Below are 20,126 nucleotides of genomic sequence, written 5' to 3' on the forward strand. Positions count from 1 at the left end.
AGCACCCGCTCCACCAGGATTTCCAGCTTGCCGCCGGAAGCCTTCTGGCCAAACAGCCGCGCCGGAATCACCCGGGTATTGTTGAACACCATCAAATCGCCCGGGCGCAAATGCTCAAGCAAATCAGTGAATTGACGGTGTGCCAGAGCGCCGCTGACCCCATCGAGGGTCAACAGGCGACTGCCGCGCCGCTCAGCCAAAGGGTGGCGAGCGATCAGCGAATCAGGGAGTTCGAAAGTAAAGTCAGCAACGCGCATGATGGGGTGTCGTCTAGCAGGGCCGGGAAGTCTAGCGGAAATATCAAAAATTCTCTATGTACCTGATTGACCGACGGTAATCACCTCTCTATACTCCGCGGCCATTGCCCTGATGGCGGAATTGGTAGACGCGGCGGATTCAAAATCCGTTTTCGAAAGGAGTGGGAGTTCGAGTCTCCCTCGGGGCACCAAATTAAAAAAGGTCTTGCTTAGCAAGGCCTTTTTTTTCGCCTATAGAAAAGTGATCCACCGCGTCGCTCTTTGTAGGAGCTGCCGAAGGCTGCGATCTTTTGATCTTGCTCCCCCCTGCCCTCCCCGCAGGAAGACCAATTCACAAGGATTCCCCCCATGGAATTACACCTGGAAACCGTCGCCCTCTTCTCCCTCAAACTCGCCTACGAAACCGAAGGCCAAAGCCCGATCCTGCGTGATGATTTGGTGATGGGTGATTACCAGCGGGACGTGTTTGAGCTACTGGTGCGGCGCGGGGACGTTGAGGGGATTCAGGTGAAGGTGGGTGAGTGTGTGGGGTTGGCGTTGGAGGCGGTTGGGGGTGTGGAGAAGCCGTTGGGGCGGGAGTTGGGGAGGTTGGCGGGGGAGTTTGCTGGGATACAGGTTATGGAGCGGCTTGGTGATCCGCTCATTGCGCTCAGGGATTATCTGAAAGACATTCAGTGAATGACAGCGTGACCTAAAAGGGGGAACGCCCGTAGTCAGGCCCAAGTTGGTTGCCATGTTAATCCAATAATAAATCTGTCCCCTTTTTCAAAGTCTGCCTTCAGCCAGTACCGGACGCTCAACCTTGGTGCGCAGTCGGTTTGCCAACCTCAAAAGCGTTCGATCGCGGTGATTTGATAGAAAATCGATGATGTATGTGATGTGCGAGGTGAACAAGGACTAATCCTTCGATTTGGGCAACCTCATTTTCCAGTCGCCCCCGCTGCAAAACTCCCGACAGCAACATTGCCAAACGTGGTGATAGCATTTAGCCTCACGCAGCAATAGGTTGGCGGATTATTATGCCTTAATCAGGCATCCGAGAAATGAGACTCCAACTGAGGACGAATCTCAGAATCCCACCACACTGTTACGTCCAAAGGGACTTGTTATGACGAACACTTATAATATCTACAAAGTCAAACCAACCAAAATTGGCCAACTAAAAGAGAAATTAAAATCAGTTGGGTTAGTAGAGCAGAAAACCCTAGAAAAGGATGGATACTTAAAGACTTTTTACTTTTCTGAAAAAGTAGAAGGCAACGAAGTTTGGTGGTGGAAGACATACCGCGACTTTTTCAATGAAAATATTGAAGAGCCAAAAAATATCTTCAATTTTGCTGTTTTAGTTTGCCAAAATACTGCAGAACCTGAAAGAATTTTTGCTGTCAGCTTGGGAAAATCACATTTTTATTTATCGAAATTCATTCAGCTAGATTTCGGGATTGACCTCGCTCTGCATATGGCAGATGAGAGTTCAATACTTCTTAAAAAAAGCCGGTATTTTACTGGTACGAAAAGGCAAGACGTTTCCTCTTACCAGCAGTTCCAGGTAAACAACTACGAAGCTGGCGAGTCCGTGGACCATATAAAACTAAAGGCAGCAAACAAAACTGTCTGGGGTAACCGCAACATTATTTTTGCTGACTCTATACAGATGGATATGGATAAGCAGCCCATGCATCTCCCTGAAATATTCGAAATCATTGAAGCCAGCTTCAAGGATGATCGGATAATACACCTTCCTAAACTCGAATCAGCCAATTCAGATATCGCCAATGATCTTGATATTCAGGCTCTCACTCATTTGAGAGATGGCGAAGGCAGCGTGGGGATTGATCAGTTCCATGTAAACGGTGTATCGATATGTTTCAGCTTCCATGACTATGACTATGCTATCAAAGCGAAGAACAGTGAAGGAAAACTCCTGAGCAAGCAACTCGGCAATACAATTGGCACCGAAGAAATTTCGGAGTTCCTCGTGGACAATCCAGATATTGACAATATAAATAATGTGACAGTGCAGTTTAAAAACGAGGAGACCGGACGCTTCACGAGAAGCCTCAAAGAGCTGCTGGATATGCCTATTGTGTGGGGCGACCAACAGTACTTCTTGAAAAATGGCGAATGGTTCTTTTTCAATCAAGTTTTTATGGAGTATCTGAAACGTTCCCTCAGCGGTATTGAGATTGTTCTCGAAGAAAAGTTGATTGAAACAGAGTTTACTGCTTGGCAAGCAAACAAACGTGCCAATCGAAAAGCCGGAGATGACAAAGTTGATTATCGGGAAGCCTATTTCAATCAGAAAATATGCAGCGAGCGCGGATACACGCTTTTAGACAGAGAACTCACTGCAATCCGCTCACTAGAAAGAAAAAGAAGGGACTATCAAGTTGATAGTTGCCGATCTTTATTACAAAGGCGAGATAATATCCGTAAAGATCTCAAAAAAGAAGCCGGAATTAATTTACAACATTGAACAATCAAAAGATTCCATAACCCTTATTAAAAACAACCAAATCAAATTTAGCAAAAAACTTACTTCGGCAGCACTTTGGTTTGTCTTTGAAGAAGACGTTAAGTCCATCACAGATGTTAATTCCATCCAATTCCTTCTCGCACTCGAGGCGTGGAAAAAACTAGTATCCGGATACTCACTGAAACCAAAGATCTACATATCGCGCCACGTAAAATAAAAGGGCCTATTGCGACCTATCAACCACCGATTCACTATCAACACACGGTGCAACTTGAAATTTCTGTATATCGTTGGACTAACAGATCTCCAAATCTCAAAAACACTTGATCAACCAATAAAGGTAGCCAACGACACATTCATCACAAATAACGCAGATTTTGTAAAATCTCTAATTCCCCCTCAACACATAGGTGTTCTAGGTCTGCTCGAATATAATTTCCTAACCAGCGGCAGACCGGTGATTTTTAAAACAGGATCGGTGCTTGTCGAAGAGGGGGCCCACATAGAAGTAATAAACTTGCTTAGAGGCGCGCATGGTTTTTTACTCTCGCTCTGGATGAATCGTGACTCTAGTGCAAATTGTGATACAGGATTTGCTATTGGTTTGGATAGCGACGCCATGCATAGCAACACCTTAAAATTTCACTATTCTCTCGCGAATGGAGAAAAAAGTGTCACAGCCTTAGGCCAGAATGATCTTGAGCGTGTGTGTGATATTTCAGATAAGCACTTTAGGGGTTTGAAAGAACAAGACAATCCATCTAGAACAGTTCTGCAAAAAACGACAGGCAGAATTAACATCTCCACCTACCATCTGCAGATGGCACGCTCCGCAAGCGACCTTGCAATAAAGATCGCCACTTACTGCTCATTTTTTGAATCGCTATTTAGTACCAACACAACAGAATTATCTCATCAGCTTTCAGAGCGCATCGCTTTTTCGCTAACAGACGACCCGCATGAAAGGTTAGAAATATTCATAAAAACCAAAAAAGCTTACGGCGTTCGATCCAAAACCGTGCATGGAGACATAATCCAGCCAAGAGAGATACTTGGACTTATAGAAACAGCAGGGCATTGCGATGTTATTGCACGAAAGATATATACAAAAGTAATAACCTGCCCTGAAACATGCAAACTATTTGAAAGCACAAATGAAAAAATTGACGACCACATGAGGAATTTAATATTCGGAATCACAAGGGCATTCTAAAAAACCTTGGAACCACCTTTTTGGCTGGGCTACGTTTATTTGGCCCCGATCGTGCCGAACCGGAAAAATGGTTAAGCAAAAAGGGGGCAGATTTATTGTCAAGAAAATAAATCCGCCCCCTTTTTGGTCGACTCGCTTGACCTATACTTCCCCATCTCACCTAAAATGGCGTACATCAGCAGTTCGGGAAATGAATACCATAAGCCCTCATAATCAGTTGACGAAGAAACAATTAAAATGCTGAATAGCCGTATAGCTATAAATTCCCACCTAAGTATTTATGGAACCTCACGAGAAGCGATAAAAAACGCTAGACGTGGTTATTACTAAACTAAGCTAGGTTAGGCCTACTATTCAATTTATAAAAACCTTGAGAAAGTAAATATGGACTTGAACACCATAGCCAACGGACTTGCGAGCCTCGTTGATGGTATTTATTCGAAAGAAGTCGCAATCGCGCTTATCGCAGCCTACATCGGTGCAAGAGCAACAAGAAAAGCCACCATAAAAGCTCATGAATATGCCGCAGAAAAATCTGCACAGGATGAAGTTAGACTCACAAAAAATACATTATTACTACTAAGTGTCGAACTAACCACCGCCTGGGAGCTCTATAAGGAAGAGTACGGAAATGAACTCTTAGAACTAGAAACTTCCGAGCCCTACATTTGCTACTTCTCTATCGGCGCAAATACATTCCCAATATTTGACTCTGCGCCTTCCCACCTTGCAAACATCAATCCCGACCTATCATCCAAAATAGTACGTATCTACATGCGCATGAAAGGCTTGATAAGCATGATAGAGATTAACAACTCCGACTTTGACGCTGCAATCAAGGCAGGAAATGAAGCAGTAGAGCGAATGATGAAAAAAGCTAATGAGGAAGAAAAAACACTAAGCGAAGAAGCGATCGAACGTCTAGACATCTACCGAGAAAATTACATCACGCTAGAAGCCAAAAAAATAGACATGGGCTCAACCGCTGATGGCATAAAGTCTTTGACTCACGAACTTCAAGATCTGATAGACGCAACAAATAAAGAGATCGAGAAATACTAAGTAATGTTACTGGTGCAGCCTACAATGTTACCGCCTTTAGTTTTATTGCTTGTAGCATTGCCGCACTCGATAGTGAATTGAATGCTGAGGCATCTGACGGCCTTGGCGTCGGTCCTGGTATTTGACTTATCCCGCGTCACGCTTGATGCCATGGGGAGACGACCACCGGCAGCGCCCATCAATTCTCCTCAAAGGAGCGCAGAATTAGAAAGCTTTCTTCCGCTTAGCACTCAAACGTAAGGAAAAATGGGGTGATCGATTTTCTTGAAAAATTAGCTGCTCACCTGCGTAGCTTCTAAGTTGTCAACATAAGCCTCTCGCGGATCAACTGCGGGAAGGATTGCTTACTCAGCAATTTCCTGCTGCATAAGTCATTGCCGTCGAAACGTGCTGCATTGAACTCTGTGGAAGGTTGCAGCGAGGAAGTCTGCAAGCTACCCTCCCACCCGTCGCTGCCAAATCAGCGACCGGGTGTGGAAACCCGTGTAATTCAAGGCGCAACAGCGCCCCCATCACGTCTGCCGGCGCTTTTTTATGCCTGCGGCGTGCGTTATGGCGGCTGTGCGTGGGACGTCTTCGGGCGTGCCGGTTTCCTTGATTCCCGGTTTTCCACCCTGCGCACAGCTGTCACCCATTCGTGTGGAAACGAACGTGGCAGCTCCTCATATCAAGGAGTTGGATAATGAGCAGTATCAGTACGTTTGAAATTTGGCTTTTTCCTCTACGCAATTCCCAATCGCGTCCCCCCCTCCCCCATTGCCTCTCCATCCTCGGAGGTGGCCAATGACTGAACAACCTGAACTCAAAACCATCGGCCTGACACCTGCCATCTATTGCGCGGATCAAGCGCTGTTTCATGTCACTCGGGGGGTTCCTCTCGGCGATGCGTTGTCCATGGCTTCGGATTTTCTGTTCCTGGCTAAAACACTTACTGAAGATGCTGCTTATACCAAGGACACTGACCGGCATGCTTGGGCGGCGCATTATCTGACTTCGATGAGTAAGGCGTTGGTGGATGATGCGGTGAAGGTGCTGACTCGGGATCGGGAGATTGGGTCGATGGCTGCGCGAGCGGCGGCTAAGGCTGAAGCTTAGTGGTTTAGGCCCTTGGGGTGTGGGTGGCTTGTGAGGGTGGCATCTTAATCAGCATTTATGTTGGCTGGGCTGGCGCCTTCGCGGGCAAGCCCGCTCCCACATGGATTGCGGTGTGCTGACGGCATTGTTTGGCCCGAGTTGTGGTTGGGCTGGCGCTTTTGCTAGCAGGCTCGCGCCTATAGGGGTTTAGATTCTGGCGCCACTGTGAGCATGCAAAAAATGGGGATCGAGTAGTTTACGGATTTATTTCCGACCAACCATCGTGACCGCAGTTTGAAGTCAGGTATCAGAGCTGGACTCAATTTCGCCTTGAGTTTTCACACCGAACAACTGGGCGGCTATCCGCCGACCGCGCTCCAACCCTTCCTCCGTTAACCAAATTGATTTGTTCTTGTTCACCGGATCACTGATGAAACCCTGTTCATGCAATCGGTTCATGATCTCAAAGTCGAACCCTTTCCAGGCGTTGCCGCTGTCGGAACTGAAGGCTGCCAACAGGGCGAGCACGGCGTCTTCAATGAGTTTGTCGTCGTATTCCATGATCATTGCTCCACTCGTATTTAATCGCTATCGCCGGGTCTGTGATGGGCGCTCCATTCCCGGTCTGACTTCCATAAAAACACAAGGATAGTGCGCATTCGTGAGCAGGCCGCAGGGAATACGTCAACGCATCTGCACCTGAGAAATACCCACGGTTCTGATGCTTACTCTCTCCTGTAATGCTTGCTATACATCAGCCATCGACAAGCCCTGCGGGCATTAGGCCTATGTGAACGCGCCTTGCCACGCTCATCTAGACTTAATGGATAGTCGTAGGCAGAACCGAGCACGTCGCTTTGGTGCGGTTCGATCAATAGCAGCGTGGCAAGCTGCCGTAATGCCCAGTAGAGGCGCGGCGAAGACCGTGCCGGGTACGACAAGATGCCCATTCAGGGTGCCCTGGCCAACGGCCGATGCCACGATACCGTGACGTGGTGTGAATGCCGCAGCCGACACTTTCGGACGACCGACAACCATCTGGTGTGTCCGTGACCGTGAGGATTGCTGAATGCCTGATGAGAGTTTGCACCTGTCTGTGGTCAACAGCCTTTTGGAGCGCCATGCGGGCACTCCGGGTGCGCTGTTGCCGATTCTTCATGATATTCAGGAGCGCATTGGGTACATCCCCGATGCCGCCGTCCCCGAGATTGCCCATGCGCTGAACCAGAGTCAGGCTGAGGTGCGCGGGGTGATCAGTTTTTACCATGACTTCCGTACCTCGCCACCGGCCCGCCATATTCTGCGCTTGTGCCGCGCCGAGTCGTGCAAGAGCCGCGGGGCTGAGCAGTTGGCGGCGCAGTTGCGCGATCGTCTGCAACTCGATGACCACGGCAGCAGTGCCGATGGCAGCATCAGTTTGCGGCCGGTGTATTGCCTCGGCGCTTGCGCCTGTTCGCCGGCGTTGGAGCTGGATGGTCGGGTGCATGCGCGGCTCAGTGCCGAGCGTTTGGATGCCTTGCTTGATGCTTGCCGGGAGGACGCGTGATGCCGACTCTTTATTTGCCGACTGATTCGCTGGCCCGTGCCGTGGGTGCCGATGAGGTGTCTACGGCGCTGATCACTCAGGCCAAGGAACGCAATTTGCCGCTGGAGCTGCAGCGCACCAGTTCCCGTGGTTTGTATTGGCTGGAACCGCTGCTGGAAGTGGACAGCCCGCAAGGTCGGATCGGCTTTGGCCCGCTGACGGCTGCTGATGTGCCGTCGGTGCTCGATGCGCTGCAAGTCCCATCTTCCAACCATCCACTGGCCTTGGGGCTGGTGGAAGAGTTGCCGTATCTCAAGTCTCAACAACGCCTGCTGTTCGCCCGCGCCGGTATTACCCGGCCGTTGTCGCTGGACGATTACCGGGCCAACGGCGGTTTCGAAGGTTTGACAAGGGCCGTCAGCCTTGGCGGTGAGCAGACTGCGACCGCTGTTTTCGATTCGGGCCTGCGTGGCCGTGGCGGCGCGGCCTTCCCCGCCGGGATCAAATGGCGCACGGTGCGCGCCACCCAGGCTGCGCAAAAGTACATCGTGTGCAACGCCGACGAAGGCGACTCCGGCACCTTTGCCGACCGCATGTTGATGGAAGGCGACCCGTTCCTGCTGATCGAAGGCATGGCCATTGCTGGCCTGTGCGTCGGGGCCACCTATGGCTACATCTATGTGCGTTCGGAATACCCGGATGCGGTGGCCGTCCTGCGCAACGCACTGGAGATTGCCAGGTCGAACGGTTATCTGGGCGCCAATGTCGGCGGCAGCGGGCAGGCCTTCGATATGGAAGTGCGCGTCGGTGCCGGTGCGTACATCTGCGGTGAAGAAACTGCGTTGCTGGATTCGCTGGAAGGCAAGCGCGGACTGGTTCGCGCCAAGCCGCCGATACCGGCGCTGAAGGGTTTGTTCGGTCTGCCGACGCTGGTGCACAACGTGCTGACGCTGGCCTCGGTGCCGCTGATTTTGGCCAAGGGCGCGCAGTTCTATCGCGATTACGGCATGGGCCGTTCGCTGGGCACCATGCCTTTCCAACTGGCGGGCAATATTCGTCACGGTGGTTTGGTGGAGCGGGCGTTTGGCCTGACCCTACGCGAGCTGGTGGAAGGCTACGGCGGCGGCACCGCCAGTGGTCGCCCGCTGAAAGCTGCACAAGTGGGTGGCCCACTAGGCGCCTGGGTGCCGCCGTCGCAATTCGACACGCCGCTGGATTACGAAGCCTTCGCCGCCATCGGTGCGATGCTCGGTCACGGTGGTGTGGTGGTGGCGGACGACAGCCTCGACATGACGCACATGGCGCGCTTCGCCATGGAGTTCTGTGCCGAGGAGTCCTGTGGCAAATGCACCCCTTGCCGTATCGGCTCGACTCGCGGCGTCGAGGTGATCGACCGTCTGCTGGCAGCAACCGATGCCGCCGCACGGGACGAGCAGGTGATCCTGCTCAAGGACCTCTGCGACACCCTGACCTATGGCTCGCTCTGCGCTCTGGGCGGCATGACGGCCTTCCCTGTGACCAGCGCACTCAAGCACTTCCCCGCTGACTTCGGTCTGCAAGCCTCGGAGGCCGAGCAATGATCACTGTATTCGATCCTAAAACCGACATGGATCTGGGCACGCCCGCTCGAGAAAGCCAGGTGCAGATCACCCTGAACATCGATGGCCGCAGCATCACCGTGCCCGAAGGCACCTCCGTGATGCGCGCTGCGGCGCTGATGGGCACCACCATTCCTAAACTCTGCGCCACCGACAGCATTGAAGCCTTCGGCTCCTGCCGCATGTGCCTGGTGGAGATCGACGGCATGCGCGGCTATCCCGCGTCCTGCACCACGCCGGTCACTGAAGGCATGACCGTGCACACCCAGACGCCCAAGCTCGCGACCCTGCGCCGCAACGTCATGGAGCTGTACATCTCCGATCACCCGCTGGACTGCCTGACCTGCTCGGCCAACGGCAACTGCGAGCTGCAAACCGTGGCCGGTCAGGTCGGCCTGCGGGAAGTGCGTTACGGCTATGAAGGCGAGAACCATCTGGAGGACGTGAAAGACACCTCCAACCCGTATTTCGATTACGACCCGAGCAAGTGCATCGTCTGCAACCGCTGCGTGCGCGCCTGTGAAGAAACCCAGGGCACCTTTGCCCTGACCGTCACCGGGCGCGGTTTCGAATCGCGGATTTCGGCGGCCGGTGGTGAGGATTTCCTGGATTCCGAATGCGTGTCCTGCGGCGCCTGTGTGCAGGCCTGCCCGACTGCGACGCTGATGGAAAAAAGCGTGGTTGAACTCGGTCAGCCTGAGCGCGCCGTAATCACCACCTGCGCCTATTGCGGCGTGGGTTGTTCGTTCCGCGCCGAGATGAAGGGCGACCAACTGGTGCGCATGGTGCCGGACAAGAACGGTCAGGCTAACCATGGTCACTCCTGCGTCAAAGGGCGTTTTGCCTGGGGCTACGCCACTCACCCGGATCGCATCACCAAGCCGATGATCCGCAAGCACATCAACGACCCGTGGCAGGAAGTCAGCTGGGATGAGGCGGTGACTTACGCGGCCAGCGAAATGCGCCGCTTGCAGCAGAAATATGGTCGCGATTCCATCGGTGGCATCACCTCCAGCCGCTGCACCAACGAAGAAACCTATCTGGTGCAAAAACTGGTGCGCGCCGCGTTCGGCAACAACAACGTCGACACCTGTGCGCGGGTTTGCCACTCACCTACCGGTTATGGCCTGAAACAAACCTTGGGCGAGTCCGCTGGCACCCAGAGCTTCGATTCGGTGATGCAGGCCGATGTGGTGCTGGTGATGGGCGCCAACCCGAGCGACGCCCACCCGGTGTTCGCTTCCCAGCTCAAACGCCGGCTGCGTGAAGGTGCGCGGCTGATCGTCATCGACCCACGGCGCATCGATCTGGTGGACGGCGTGCATGCCCGCGCCGAACTGCACCTGGCCCTGCGTCCGGGTACCAACGTCGCCATGCTTAATGCGCTGGCTCATACGATCATCACCGAAGGCCTGCAAGACCAGGCCTTTATCGACGCCCGATGCGAGGGCAGCGATTTCGCCCGCTGGAGCGAGTTTGTCAGCCGTGCGGAAAACGCACCGGAAGTGATTGGCCCGATTTGCGGTGTGCCTGCTGAAGACATCCGCGCCGCGGCCCGCCTCTACGCTACCGGCGGCAACGCGGCGATTTACTACGGTTTGGGCGTTACCGAACACAGCCAGGGCAGTACGTCGGTGATGGGCATCGCCAACCTCGCCATGGCCACCGGCAACATCGGCCGCGAAGGCGTGGGCGTGAACCCGTTGCGTGGGCAGAACAACGTGCAGGGCTCGTGCGACATGGGCTCCTTCCCTCACGAGTTGCCTGGTTACCGGCACATCTCCAACGTGGCGGTGCGGACCGAGTTCGAACAGGCGTGGAACGTCACCCTGCAACCCGATCCGGGCCTGCGCATTCCCAACATGTTCGAGTCGGCACTGGCCGGCAGTTTCAAGGGTCTGTACTGCCAGGGCGAAGACATCGCCCAGAGCGACCCGAATACCCAACACGTGACTGCGGCCCTATCGGCCATGGAATGCGTGGTGGTGCAGGACATTTTCCTCAACGAAACCGCCAAGTTCGCCCATGTGTTCCTGCCGGGCAGCTCGTTCCTGGAAAAAGACGGCACCTTTACCAACGCCGAACGCCGTATCTCGCGGGTACGCAAGGTGATGGAACCGCTGGGCGGCAAGGCCGACTGGGAAGGCACCGTGGCCCTGGCCAATGCCTTGGGCTACCGGATGGACTACAAGCATCCGTCGGAAATCATGGACGAAATCGCCCGCCTGACGCCGACCTTCACCAACGTCAGCTACGCCGAACTTGAGCGCCACGGCAGCCTGCAATGGCCGTGCAACGCCGAGGCGCCGGACGGTACGCCGACCATGCACATCGAGGAGTTCGTGCGCGGCAAGGGGCGGTTCATGCTCACCGGCTATGTGCCCACCGAGGAGAAGGTCAACGCTCGTTATCCGCTGCTGCTGACCACTGGGCGCATCCTCAGCCAGTACAACGTCGGCGCGCAAACCCGGCGTACCGAGAACGTCGCCTGGCATGACGAAGACCGCCTGGAAATCCACCCGACCGACGCCGAGAGCCGTGGCATCAACGAAGGCGACTGGGTCGGCATCGGCAGCCGCGCCGGGCAGACTGTGCTGCGCGCGCGGGTGACCGAACGGGTGGCGCCGGGCGTGGTGTACACCACCTTCCACTTCCCGGAATCGGGGGCCAACGTGATCACCACCGACAACTCCGACTGGGCGACCAACTGTCCGGAGTACAAGGTCACGGCCGTGGAGGTCAGCCGTGTGTACCACCCTTCCGAGTGGCAAAAACGCTATCAGGCGTTCAGTGACGAACAGGATCGATTGCTTAAGGAGCGCCGTCAGGCACGGGGCGATAAAGCGGAGGTACGCCGATGAGCACTGCCAACCTGATCAAGATGGCCAACCAGATCGCCCAGTACTTTGCCAATGAGCCCGACCAACAACAGGCCGTGCTCAGTGTGAGGAATCACATGCAGTTGTACTGGACGCCGGGGATGCGCAAGGAGTTGTTGGCTTGGCAAACGGCAAATAAGGGGGCGGATTTGCATCCGTTGGTGCAGACCGCTGTGAGTGAGGCGGGCTGGGAGGCTTGATCGCCGAGAATCTTCAAAACCACAAACAACCTGTGGGAGCTAGCCTGCTAGCGATGACGGCGGCACATTCGGCATCTGCTTTGAATGTGAAGGCCCTATCGCTAGCAGGCTAGCTCCCACAGTAGTCATGGGTTGGTCACGGAATTTGCGATCAACCGAAAAACAGTGTGGGAGCTAGCCCTGCTAGCGATGACGGCAGCACATTCAACATATTCTTTGATTGTGAAGGCCCTATCGCTAGCAGGCTAGCTCCCACAGGGGTTGTGTCGTGGTTGAGGGGGTTACTTATCGCCCCCGGTCACCCGCACTGCCGTCTCGATCGCCCGCACGCTGATCGCCGCGAAGATCGCCGTCAACAGCACGCCGTTGAAGCCGAGCACTATCGCCAGTATCCGCGACAGCGGCAGTTTCGGTACGAGTTCGCCGTAGCCGATGGTCAGGCCGGTGACGAAGCCGAAGTAGACCCCATCGAGAGGGTCCCAACCTTCCACGTAGCTGATGATCAGGCCAAACGTGACGATGACGATCAGCATGGTGGAAAAGATCGGCCAGGTAATTCGAAGGTAATAACCGACGGCCTTGTAGAACTCTCGACGGATATGCGACGTGTGCTTCATCTGATGGGCTCCCCGGGATTTGCCTGGATTTGCCTGGGTGCCAGGCGAATTGGCGTTCCATCAGCTTGGCACAGAGTTGTCAGTTCGCTTCGCTCTCTCGAATCAGTTTCTTGTTGATCTTGCCGACGCTGGTCTTGGGAATTTCCGAGACGAACTTGAACTGCTTGGGAATTGCCCATTTGTTGATGCGCCCGCCATCAACGAAAGCTTGCAGATGGGTTTCCAGCACTTTGCGGTCCAGGTATTGGCCCGGTTCACTGACCACCAAGGCCATGGGACGCTCGCCCCACTGCTCATCGGCAATACCCACCACCGCCACCGACATCACTGCCGGGTGTTCGCTGATCAGGCTTTCCAGTTCCAGGGAGCTGATCCACTCGCCGCCGGTCTTGATCACGTCCTTGATGCGGTCCTTGATTTCCACGCCGCCCATGGCGTCGATGGAGGCCATGTCGCCGGTGTGCAGCCAGCCGTCGGCCCAGAGTTCAGCGCCCTTTTCCGGCTCCTTCAGATAGCCTTGGGTCAGCCATGGCGCACGGACCACGATCTCGCCCAGGGACTCACCATCGTGAGCGACGTCGTCGCCGTTGGCGTCGATGATTTTCAGGTCGACCATCGGCACCGGCGTGCCGGTCTTGATGCGAATGGGCAACTGGGCTTCGCGGTCCAGTGCGAGGTCTTCATCGCGTAGATAGCTCACGCACAGCAATGGGCAGGTTTCCGACATGCCGTAACCGGCGTGCACCACCATGCCGTGGGCGCTGGCGTCACTGGCAACGCCAAGAGTCAGCGCGCTGCCGCCCAGGAGCATTTTCCAGCCGTCGAAACGGGTCGTTTTCCCTTCCTCGCAGTTGAGGATCATCTGCAGGATGGTCGGCACGCAGTGGGAGAACGTGACCTTCTCTTCGCGGTACAGGCGCACCAGGCTGTTGGGTTCGTAGCGGCCGGGATAGACCTGCTTGATGCCCATCATGGTCGCGACATAGGGCACGCCCCAGGCATGCACGTGGAACATCGGCGTGATCGGCATGTACACGTCATCGGAGCGCAGCAACGGCTGGCCCTGGTAGCCGCCGAGGGTGCCGACGGCATTGAGCGTGTGCAGGACCAGTTGGCGGTGGCTGAAGTACACGCCTTTCGGGTCGCCGGTGGTGCCTGTGGTGTAGAACAGCGTGGCGACCGAGTTCTCGTCGAAATCGGGGAAGTCGTACTGGTCCGATGCCTCGGACAGCAGGTTTTCGTACTCGCCCAACACCGGCAAGGATGTTGCGGCTGGCGTGTCGTCGGTCAGCTGGACGTAGCCCTTGACCGTCGTCAGCCGCCCTTGGATCTGCTCGATCAGCGGCAGGAAGTCGTCATGCACCAGCACCACGTCATCCTCGGCGTGGTTCATGGTGAACAGCACCTGCTCCGGCGACAGACGAATGTTCACGGTGTGCAGCACCGCACCGATCATCGGCACGGCGAAGAAGCATTCCAGGTAGCGGTGGCTGTCCCAGTCGAGCATGGCCACGGTGTCGCCGGCCTTGACCCCGGCCGCGGTCAGCGCGTTGGCCAGGCGGCGGATGCGCTGGTTGAGGGTCTGGTAGCTGTAGCGCAACTTGTCGGCGTAGACGATTTCCCGACCCGGCTCGTAGCGCACGCCGGACAGCAGCAGTTGCTTGATCAGCAATGGGTAGGCATAGGCGCCTTCGGCGGGCGGAATTATTTTTGTCGCCATCATGATTGGGTTTCCTTGTCCTTTAGAACTGATCGGCTTGCAGCGCGTACAGGCAATCGCTGCCCGCCTTGGCCGATGCGCTCAGCGAGTGGATACGCGGCAGCAGTCGGGCGAAGTAAAAACGCGCCGTGGCCAGTTTGCTGATGTAGAAATCGTCCGAGGCCTGTGCGCTCACGGCGGCCTTGGCCATGCGTGCCCACATGTAGGCGTAGGCGACGTAGCCGAACACGTGCAGGTATTCGACCGAGGCCGCGCCGATTTCATTCGGGTTGGTTTGTGCGCGGTCCAGCAGCCATGCAGTCAGTTCGTCGAGGACGTCCACGGCAGCGTTCAATGGTTGGGTGAACTCGCCAAGATCGGCGCAGGCTGCGCTGAATTCGCGGATTTCCGAAGCGAAGGAACGGTAAAGCGCCCCGCCGCTGCCGACGATCTTGCGCCCGGCCAGATCGAGGGACTGGATGCCGTTGGTGCCTTCGTAGATCTGGGTGATGCGCACGTCACGCACCAGTTGCTCCTGGCCCCATTCGCGAATGTAGCCGTGGCCGCCGAACACCATTTGCCCGTGCAGGGTGGTTTCCAGGCCCATGTCGGTAAGGAAGGCCTTGGCCACCGGGGTCAGCAGTGCCACCAGATCCTGGGCATGGCTGCGGGTCGCGGCATCTTCGCTGTACTTGGCGGTGTCCAGTTGCAGCGCGACGTAGCTGGAGAACGCACGGCCGCCTTCGTTGAGGGCTTTCATAGTCAGCAGCATGCGGCGCACGTCGGGGTGGACGATGATCGGGTCGGCGGCCTTGTCCTTGTTCTGTGCACCGGTAGGCGCACGGCTCTGGATGCGGTCCTGGGCATACGCCAGGGCGTTCTGGTAAGAACGTTCGCCCTGGGCCAGGCCCTGGATACCAACGCCCAGACGCTCGTAGTTCATCATGGTGAACATCGCCGCCAGGCCTTTGTTCGGCGCATCGACGATCCAGCCGGTAGCGCCGTCGAAGTTCATTACGCAGGTGGCCGAAGCCTTGATGCCCATCTTGTGTTCGATGGAACCGCAGGACAGCGAATTGCGCTCACCCAGGGAACCGTCGGCATTGACCAGCACCTTCGGTACCAGGAACAGCGAAATGCCCTTCGGCCCCGCCGGTGCATCCGGCAGACGCGCCAGCACCAGGTGGATGATGTTCTCGCTCAGGTCCTGGTCGCCGCCGGTGATGAAGATCTTGCTGCCGCTGACCTTGTAGCTGCCGTCAGCCTGGGGTTCAGCGCGGGTTCGAATCATGCCCAGGTCGGTGCCGGCGTGGGCTTCGGTCAGGCACATGGAACCGGTCCAGGTGCCGGCGTACATGTTTGGCAGATAGGCGGCTTTCAGCTCTTCGCTGGCGTGGGCGTTGATCGACAGGCAGGCGCCCGCCGTCAGCATCGGGTACAGGCCGAACGACAGGCTGGCCGCGTTGACCATCTCTTCGACCTGGGCCGAAATCGCCTTGGGCATGCCCATGCCACCGAACCGTGGATCACCACCGACACCGACCCAACCGCCGTCGGCGAAGGCCTGATAGGCCTCGGCAAAACCTTGCGGCGCGCTGACCGAACCGTCGCTCCAGGTACAACCCTCTTCGTCGCTTGGACGGTTCAACGGTGCGATCACTTCACCTGTGATCTTGCCGGCTTCTTCAAGAATCGCGGCGGCGGTTTCTTCATCAATCACGTCCGCCAGGCCAGGCAATTGGGCCCACAGCCGGGACACCTGGAAAACCTCGTTGAGTACGAAGCGCATGTCGCGCAGGGGAGCTTTGTATTCAGACATCGTTGGCTTACTCGGAAGTGGTCACGGCATGGGTCATGCCAGGACGTTCAGTGGTTTGGGTAGACGTAACGGCGGCAGATTCAACCGCCCGTTCACGCAGCAGGAAGTACGACAGAGCCGGGATCAGGATCAGCGCGCCCAGCATGTTCCACAGGAACATGAAGGTCAGGAGGATGCCCATGTCGGCCTGGAATTTGATCGGCGACCAGACCCAGCACACCACGCCTGCCGCCAGGGTGATGCCCACCAGCCCGACCACTCGGCCCGTGAAGGACACCGCATTGCGGTAGGCCTGGGACAGTGGCAGCCCCTGGCGCTGGAAGTGCAATTGGACGCTGAGCAGGTACAAGGCGTAGTCGACGCCGATGCCCACCCCGAGGGCGATCACCGGCAGGGTCGCGACTTTCACGCCGATGCCCATGGCAACCATCAGCGCTTCACAGAGGATCGAAGTCAGCACCAGCGGCAACAGCGCCACCAGCGTGGCGCGCCAGCTGCGGAAGGTGATCAGGCAGAACAGCGTCACCGCCGCGTAGACGTACAGCAGCATGGTGCGATTGGCTTCACGCACGACGATGTTGGTCGCCGCTTCGATGCCAGCCGTACCGGCCGCCAGCAGGAACTGACGATCCTCGGTGCTGTTTTCCTTGGCGAACTTGTCGGCAATCGCTACCACGGCATCGAGGGTTTCGGCCTTGTGGTCCTTGAGGAAGGTGATCACCGGCATCAGCGAGCAGTTGTTGTTAAACAGCTCCGGCGAGTTGACCGAGGCTTGCTGCGCGGCGTAGTTGAGCACGTCCTGGTTGCGCTGGATGCTGTTGAGCTTGGGGTTGCCTTCGTAGGTGCCGGCGGTGATCTGGCGAACCGCGTTGACCAGCGACGCCGTCGCCTGCACGCCCGGGTACTGTTGCAGCTCCCAGGCCAGACGGTCGGCGAGTACCAACGTTTTGTAGTTGAGGCAGCCTTCCGGCGCGGTCTTGATCATCACCGCGAACAGGTCGCTGGACAGCGCGTAGTGCTGGGTGATGTAGGCGTTGTCGCGGTTGTAGCGCGAGTCGGCACGCAGCTCCGGAGCACCGCTTTCGAGGTCGCCGATCTTGAGGTTGAGGCTGACGACGTAACCACCGATGCCCATCAGCACCGCGACCAACACGGCGCCTGTGGCCCACTTGGCGGTGGTGAAGCGGTCGAGCAGGTCCCACAAGCGACCAAAGCCTTTGTGTTTTTCGGCGCGGGTGTCGATTTTCAGGGCACGCTCGGCGGCCTTGGCACCGACGCCGACATAGGACAGCGCCACCGGCATCAGCAACAGCGAGGTGAAGATCAGCACCGCGACGCCGATGCTGGCGGTGATCGCCAGATCCTGGATCACCGGAATGTCGATCAGCATCAGCACGGCGAAGCCCACGGCGTCAGCCAGCAAGGCGGTGACACCGGCAATGAACAGACGGCGGAAGGTGTAGCGCGCAGCGATCAGTTTGTGGGTGCCGCGGGCGATGTCCTGCATGATGCCGTTCATCTTCTGCGCGGCGTGGGAGACGCCGATGGCGAAGATCAAAAACGGCACCAGTACCGAGTACGGATCGATGGCGTAACCCAGCCAGGCGACGATGCCCAGTTGCCAGACCACCGCGATCAGCGAGCAGCCGACCACCAGCAAGGTGCTGCGCACGCAACGGGTGTAGGCGTAGATGATGACCAGTGATGTGACGACGGCGAGGCCGAAGAACATCATCACCTGGATCAGGCCGTCGATCAGGTCGCCCATCAGTTTGGCGAAGCCGATTACCCGGACCTTGTACTGGCCTGTGCCTTCAACGCCGGATTTACGCGCAGAGCTGTCGCCGGCGTATTCAATCTTGTCGCGCAACTGCTCTTCGAGCATCTGCGAAAAAGCGTGGTAGTCGATGCGTTGGCCACCGGCAGCGGCCTTGTCCAGCAACGGCACGATCAACATGCTCGATTTGAAATCGCTGGCCACCAGGCTGCCAACGATACCGGCACGGGAAATGTTCTGGCGCAGCTGTTCAATTTGCTCGGGCTTGCCCTCGTAGGTGTCAGGCATCACCGGGCCACCCTGGAAGCCTTCCTCGGTGACTTCGGTCCAGCGCACAGCCGGGCTCCACAGGGACTTCATCCACGCACGGTCGACACCTTCGGTGAGGAACAGCTGGTCATTGACCTTCTTCAGCACGTCCAGGTAATCGGGGTCGAAAATATCGCCCTGGGTGTTCTCGACCACCACCCGTACCGAGTTGCCCAGGCCGCGCAGGGACGCACGGTTTTCCAGGAAATTCTGGATGTACGGCTGGCTCTGCGGAATCATTTTTTCAAAGCTTGGGCGCAACTCCAGGCGAGTCACGGCCATGAAGCCCAGCACCACGGTGGCCAGCGCCATCAGCAGCATGAACAGCGGGCGATAGTTGAACACCAGCCGTTCCAGCAGGTTGCCGGAGCGGCGGTCAAAATCACGCAGGTCGCGGATCACCGGCATGGCGTCTTGTTTGATATTGCCCATGTCTGGGTTCTCGCTCTTAGTTTTTAAGGACAGCGTCGAGGGCTGGCTCGACGGACAGCGTGCGGGCGCCACGGCTGCCCGCTACTACCAGCGCGCCATCGGCGGACTGGGTAGCGCCGGCGACCGGCGTCGGGGCCGGTTGCTGCACCAGGTGCAACTGCTCGCCCGTCCCTTGGCTGACCAGCATCTGTCCGCCTTGGGTGAACAGGCGGTAGTTGCCCTTCGCATCGATCAGGCCGGCGGTGAGGCTGACGTGCAGGCCGGTGTTCAGCGCGGTCCAGTTCTGGCCACCATCGGTGCTGCGCAGAGCGTTGCCGCGCAGGCCGTAAACCAGCACTTCGCCAGGCTTGCCGAGCACGCCGAAAAAGCTGCCCTGATACGGCGTCGGCACGGCGGCGAAACGCTGGCTGTTGTCATCCCATTTGAGCAACAGGCCCTGCTCGCCGGCGATGTACAGCGCATCACCGGTAGAGGCGATGGCGTTGAGGTGAAAGGCCTGGGGGTTTTCGGTGCGGTCCTGGAATGGCGTCCAGCTCTGACCACCGTCTTCGGTGCGCAGGATCAGGTTGAATACGCCGACCACGTAGCCGGTTTTTTCATCGGCAAACCAGACGTCGAGCAAGGGTTTGTCCGCGCCCTGCTCCGCCAGGCGCTGGCCTTCGGCGACCAGCAACGGCCATTGCTCGTTGCCCGGCTCGGCACTGGCCAAGGCCTCGTAATGCTTGACCAGCAAGGCGCCGATCTGGCGACCGTCGAGCTGCTTGCTCCAGGTCACGCCGGCGTCGCTGCTGTGCAGCACCACGCCGTCATTGCCCACCGCCCAGCCTTGGGTGGTGGTGGGGAAATTCACGGCGGTGAGGTCGGCACTGACCGGCACGGCGGCCTGTTGCCAATGCTTGCCGGCGTCGTCGGAATACAGGATGTGGCCACGTTGGCCGACGGTGATCACACGCTCGCCGGCGCGGGTCATGCCGGACAACGGGCTGTTGATGGCCAAGGCGCTGACCCTGGCAGGCTGGTCCAGCACGTCGACGTAATCGGCCGCGTAGGTGATGCCTTGCGACAGGCCAAGCGAAACGCCGAGCGCCAGCCGCAAAAGAAATTTATTCGAACACATACCGCGTCCTCTCCGGAAAACCGCGTCACAACACAATGTGGGAGCGAGCCTGCTCGCGATGGACGTGAACGA

At 57.0% G+C, this 20,126-nt stretch carries 16 protein-coding genes and 1 tRNA gene; 10 read left to right on the forward strand and 7 right to left on the reverse strand.

Annotated elements, in window-relative coordinates; all coding sequences use genetic code 11:
- On the reverse strand, positions 1-257 hold a 257-nt coding region (locus ACRESJ_RS15240; RefSeq protein ID WP_431758637.1), incomplete at its 3' end, for an S-adenosylmethionine:tRNA ribosyltransferase-isomerase.
- A 106-nt stretch (positions 258-363) separates the two neighbouring features.
- Here ACRESJ_RS15240 and ACRESJ_RS15245 point away from each other — a divergent pair.
- The 6 genes from ACRESJ_RS15245 (at position 364) to ACRESJ_RS15270 (ending at position 6,103) form a co-directional block, all read left to right on the forward strand.
- Positions 364-448: transfer RNA gene (locus ACRESJ_RS15245), tRNA-Leu, on the forward strand.
- Positions 449-605: 157 nt separating this feature from the next.
- The gene (locus tag ACRESJ_RS15250; RefSeq protein ID WP_431758638.1) at positions 606-935 is read left to right on the forward strand and encodes a hypothetical protein; all 330 of its coding nucleotides are present in this window, start codon (positions 606-608) and stop codon (positions 933-935) included.
- A 430-nt stretch (positions 936-1,365) separates the two neighbouring features.
- A complete protein-coding gene (locus ACRESJ_RS15255) occupies positions 1,366-2,733 on the forward strand; it encodes a DUF6119 family protein (RefSeq protein WP_431758639.1) in 1,368 nt (455 codons plus the stop codon).
- A 271-nt stretch (positions 2,734-3,004) separates the two neighbouring features.
- Entirely contained in the window at positions 3,005-3,946 is a 942-nt protein-coding gene (locus ACRESJ_RS15260) for a hypothetical protein (protein ID WP_431758640.1), read from the forward strand.
- Positions 3,947-4,330: 384 nt separating this feature from the next.
- Positions 4,331-5,008 (forward strand): hypothetical protein, encoded by a 678-nt coding sequence (locus ACRESJ_RS15265; RefSeq protein WP_431758641.1) that lies wholly within the window; start codon positions 4,331-4,333, stop codon positions 5,006-5,008.
- Positions 5,009-5,791: 783 nt separating this feature from the next.
- Entirely contained in the window at positions 5,792-6,103 is a 312-nt protein-coding gene (locus ACRESJ_RS15270; protein WP_431758642.1) for a DUF3077 domain-containing protein, read from the forward strand.
- 279 nt (positions 6,104-6,382) lie between these two features.
- On the opposite strand, the gene ACRESJ_RS15275 is transcribed toward ACRESJ_RS15270, so the two are convergent.
- Complete coding sequence (locus ACRESJ_RS15275; protein ID WP_431758643.1) at positions 6,383-6,643, reverse strand: DUF6429 family protein; 261 nt, start codon at positions 6,641-6,643, stop codon at positions 6,383-6,385.
- Between the two features lie 508 nt (positions 6,644-7,151).
- Between ACRESJ_RS15275 and ACRESJ_RS15280 the strand changes: the two genes are divergently transcribed.
- Genes ACRESJ_RS15280 through ACRESJ_RS15295 form a run of 4 tightly spaced genes read left to right on the forward strand, consistent with a single transcriptional unit; the run spans position 7,152 to position 12,284 of the window.
- The gene (locus ACRESJ_RS15280) at positions 7,152-7,628 is read left to right on the forward strand and encodes a formate dehydrogenase subunit gamma (RefSeq protein WP_431758644.1); all 477 of its coding nucleotides are present in this window, start codon (positions 7,152-7,154) and stop codon (positions 7,626-7,628) included.
- Positions 7,628-9,187: a formate dehydrogenase beta subunit gene (locus ACRESJ_RS15285; protein WP_431758645.1), complete on the forward strand. Its 1,560-nt coding sequence runs from the start codon at positions 7,628-7,630 to the stop codon at positions 9,185-9,187. Before ACRESJ_RS15280 ends, ACRESJ_RS15285 begins: the two co-directional genes overlap by 1 nt.
- A complete protein-coding gene (gene fdhF / locus ACRESJ_RS15290; RefSeq protein ID WP_431758646.1) occupies positions 9,184-12,066 on the forward strand; it encodes a formate dehydrogenase subunit alpha in 2,883 nt (960 codons plus the stop codon). The genes ACRESJ_RS15285 and fdhF overlap by 4 nt, the downstream gene beginning before the upstream one ends.
- Positions 12,063-12,284: a formate dehydrogenase subunit delta gene (locus tag ACRESJ_RS15295; protein WP_431758647.1), complete on the forward strand. Its 222-nt coding sequence runs from the start codon at positions 12,063-12,065 to the stop codon at positions 12,282-12,284. The genes fdhF and ACRESJ_RS15295 overlap by 4 nt, the downstream gene beginning before the upstream one ends.
- 281 nt (positions 12,285-12,565) lie before the next feature.
- On the opposite strand, the gene ACRESJ_RS15300 is transcribed toward ACRESJ_RS15295, so the two are convergent.
- The 5 genes from ACRESJ_RS15300 to ACRESJ_RS15320 form a co-directional block, all read right to left on the reverse strand.
- Positions 12,566-12,901 carry a potassium channel family protein gene (locus ACRESJ_RS15300; protein ID WP_431758648.1) on the reverse strand — a complete coding sequence of 112 codons (336 nt, stop codon included), beginning with the start codon at positions 12,899-12,901 and terminating at the stop codon, positions 12,566-12,568.
- Between the two features lie 79 nt (positions 12,902-12,980).
- The gene (locus tag ACRESJ_RS15305; protein WP_431758649.1) at positions 12,981-14,624 is read right to left on the reverse strand and encodes a fatty acid--CoA ligase; all 1,644 of its coding nucleotides are present in this window, start codon (positions 14,622-14,624) and stop codon (positions 12,981-12,983) included.
- Positions 14,625-14,643: 19 nt separating this feature from the next.
- Positions 14,644-16,419, reverse strand: a complete 1,776-nt coding sequence (locus ACRESJ_RS15310) for an acyl-CoA dehydrogenase C-terminal domain-containing protein (RefSeq protein ID WP_431758650.1) — start codon at positions 16,417-16,419, stop codon at positions 14,644-14,646.
- Positions 16,420-16,426: 7 nt separating this feature from the next.
- The gene (locus tag ACRESJ_RS15315; RefSeq protein WP_431758651.1) at positions 16,427-18,937 is read right to left on the reverse strand and encodes an efflux RND transporter permease subunit; all 2,511 of its coding nucleotides are present in this window, start codon (positions 18,935-18,937) and stop codon (positions 16,427-16,429) included.
- 16 nt (positions 18,938-18,953) lie between these two features.
- On the reverse strand, positions 18,954-20,054 hold the full coding sequence (locus ACRESJ_RS15320) for a WD40/YVTN/BNR-like repeat-containing protein (RefSeq protein WP_431758652.1): 1,101 nt from the start codon (positions 20,052-20,054) through the stop codon (positions 18,954-18,956).
- Positions 20,055-20,126 lie beyond the last annotated feature (72 nt).

Source organism: Pseudomonas sp., from assembly GCF_050739655.1.
In the GTDB taxonomy this organism is placed as follows: domain Bacteria; phylum Pseudomonadota; class Gammaproteobacteria; order Pseudomonadales; family Pseudomonadaceae; genus Aquipseudomonas.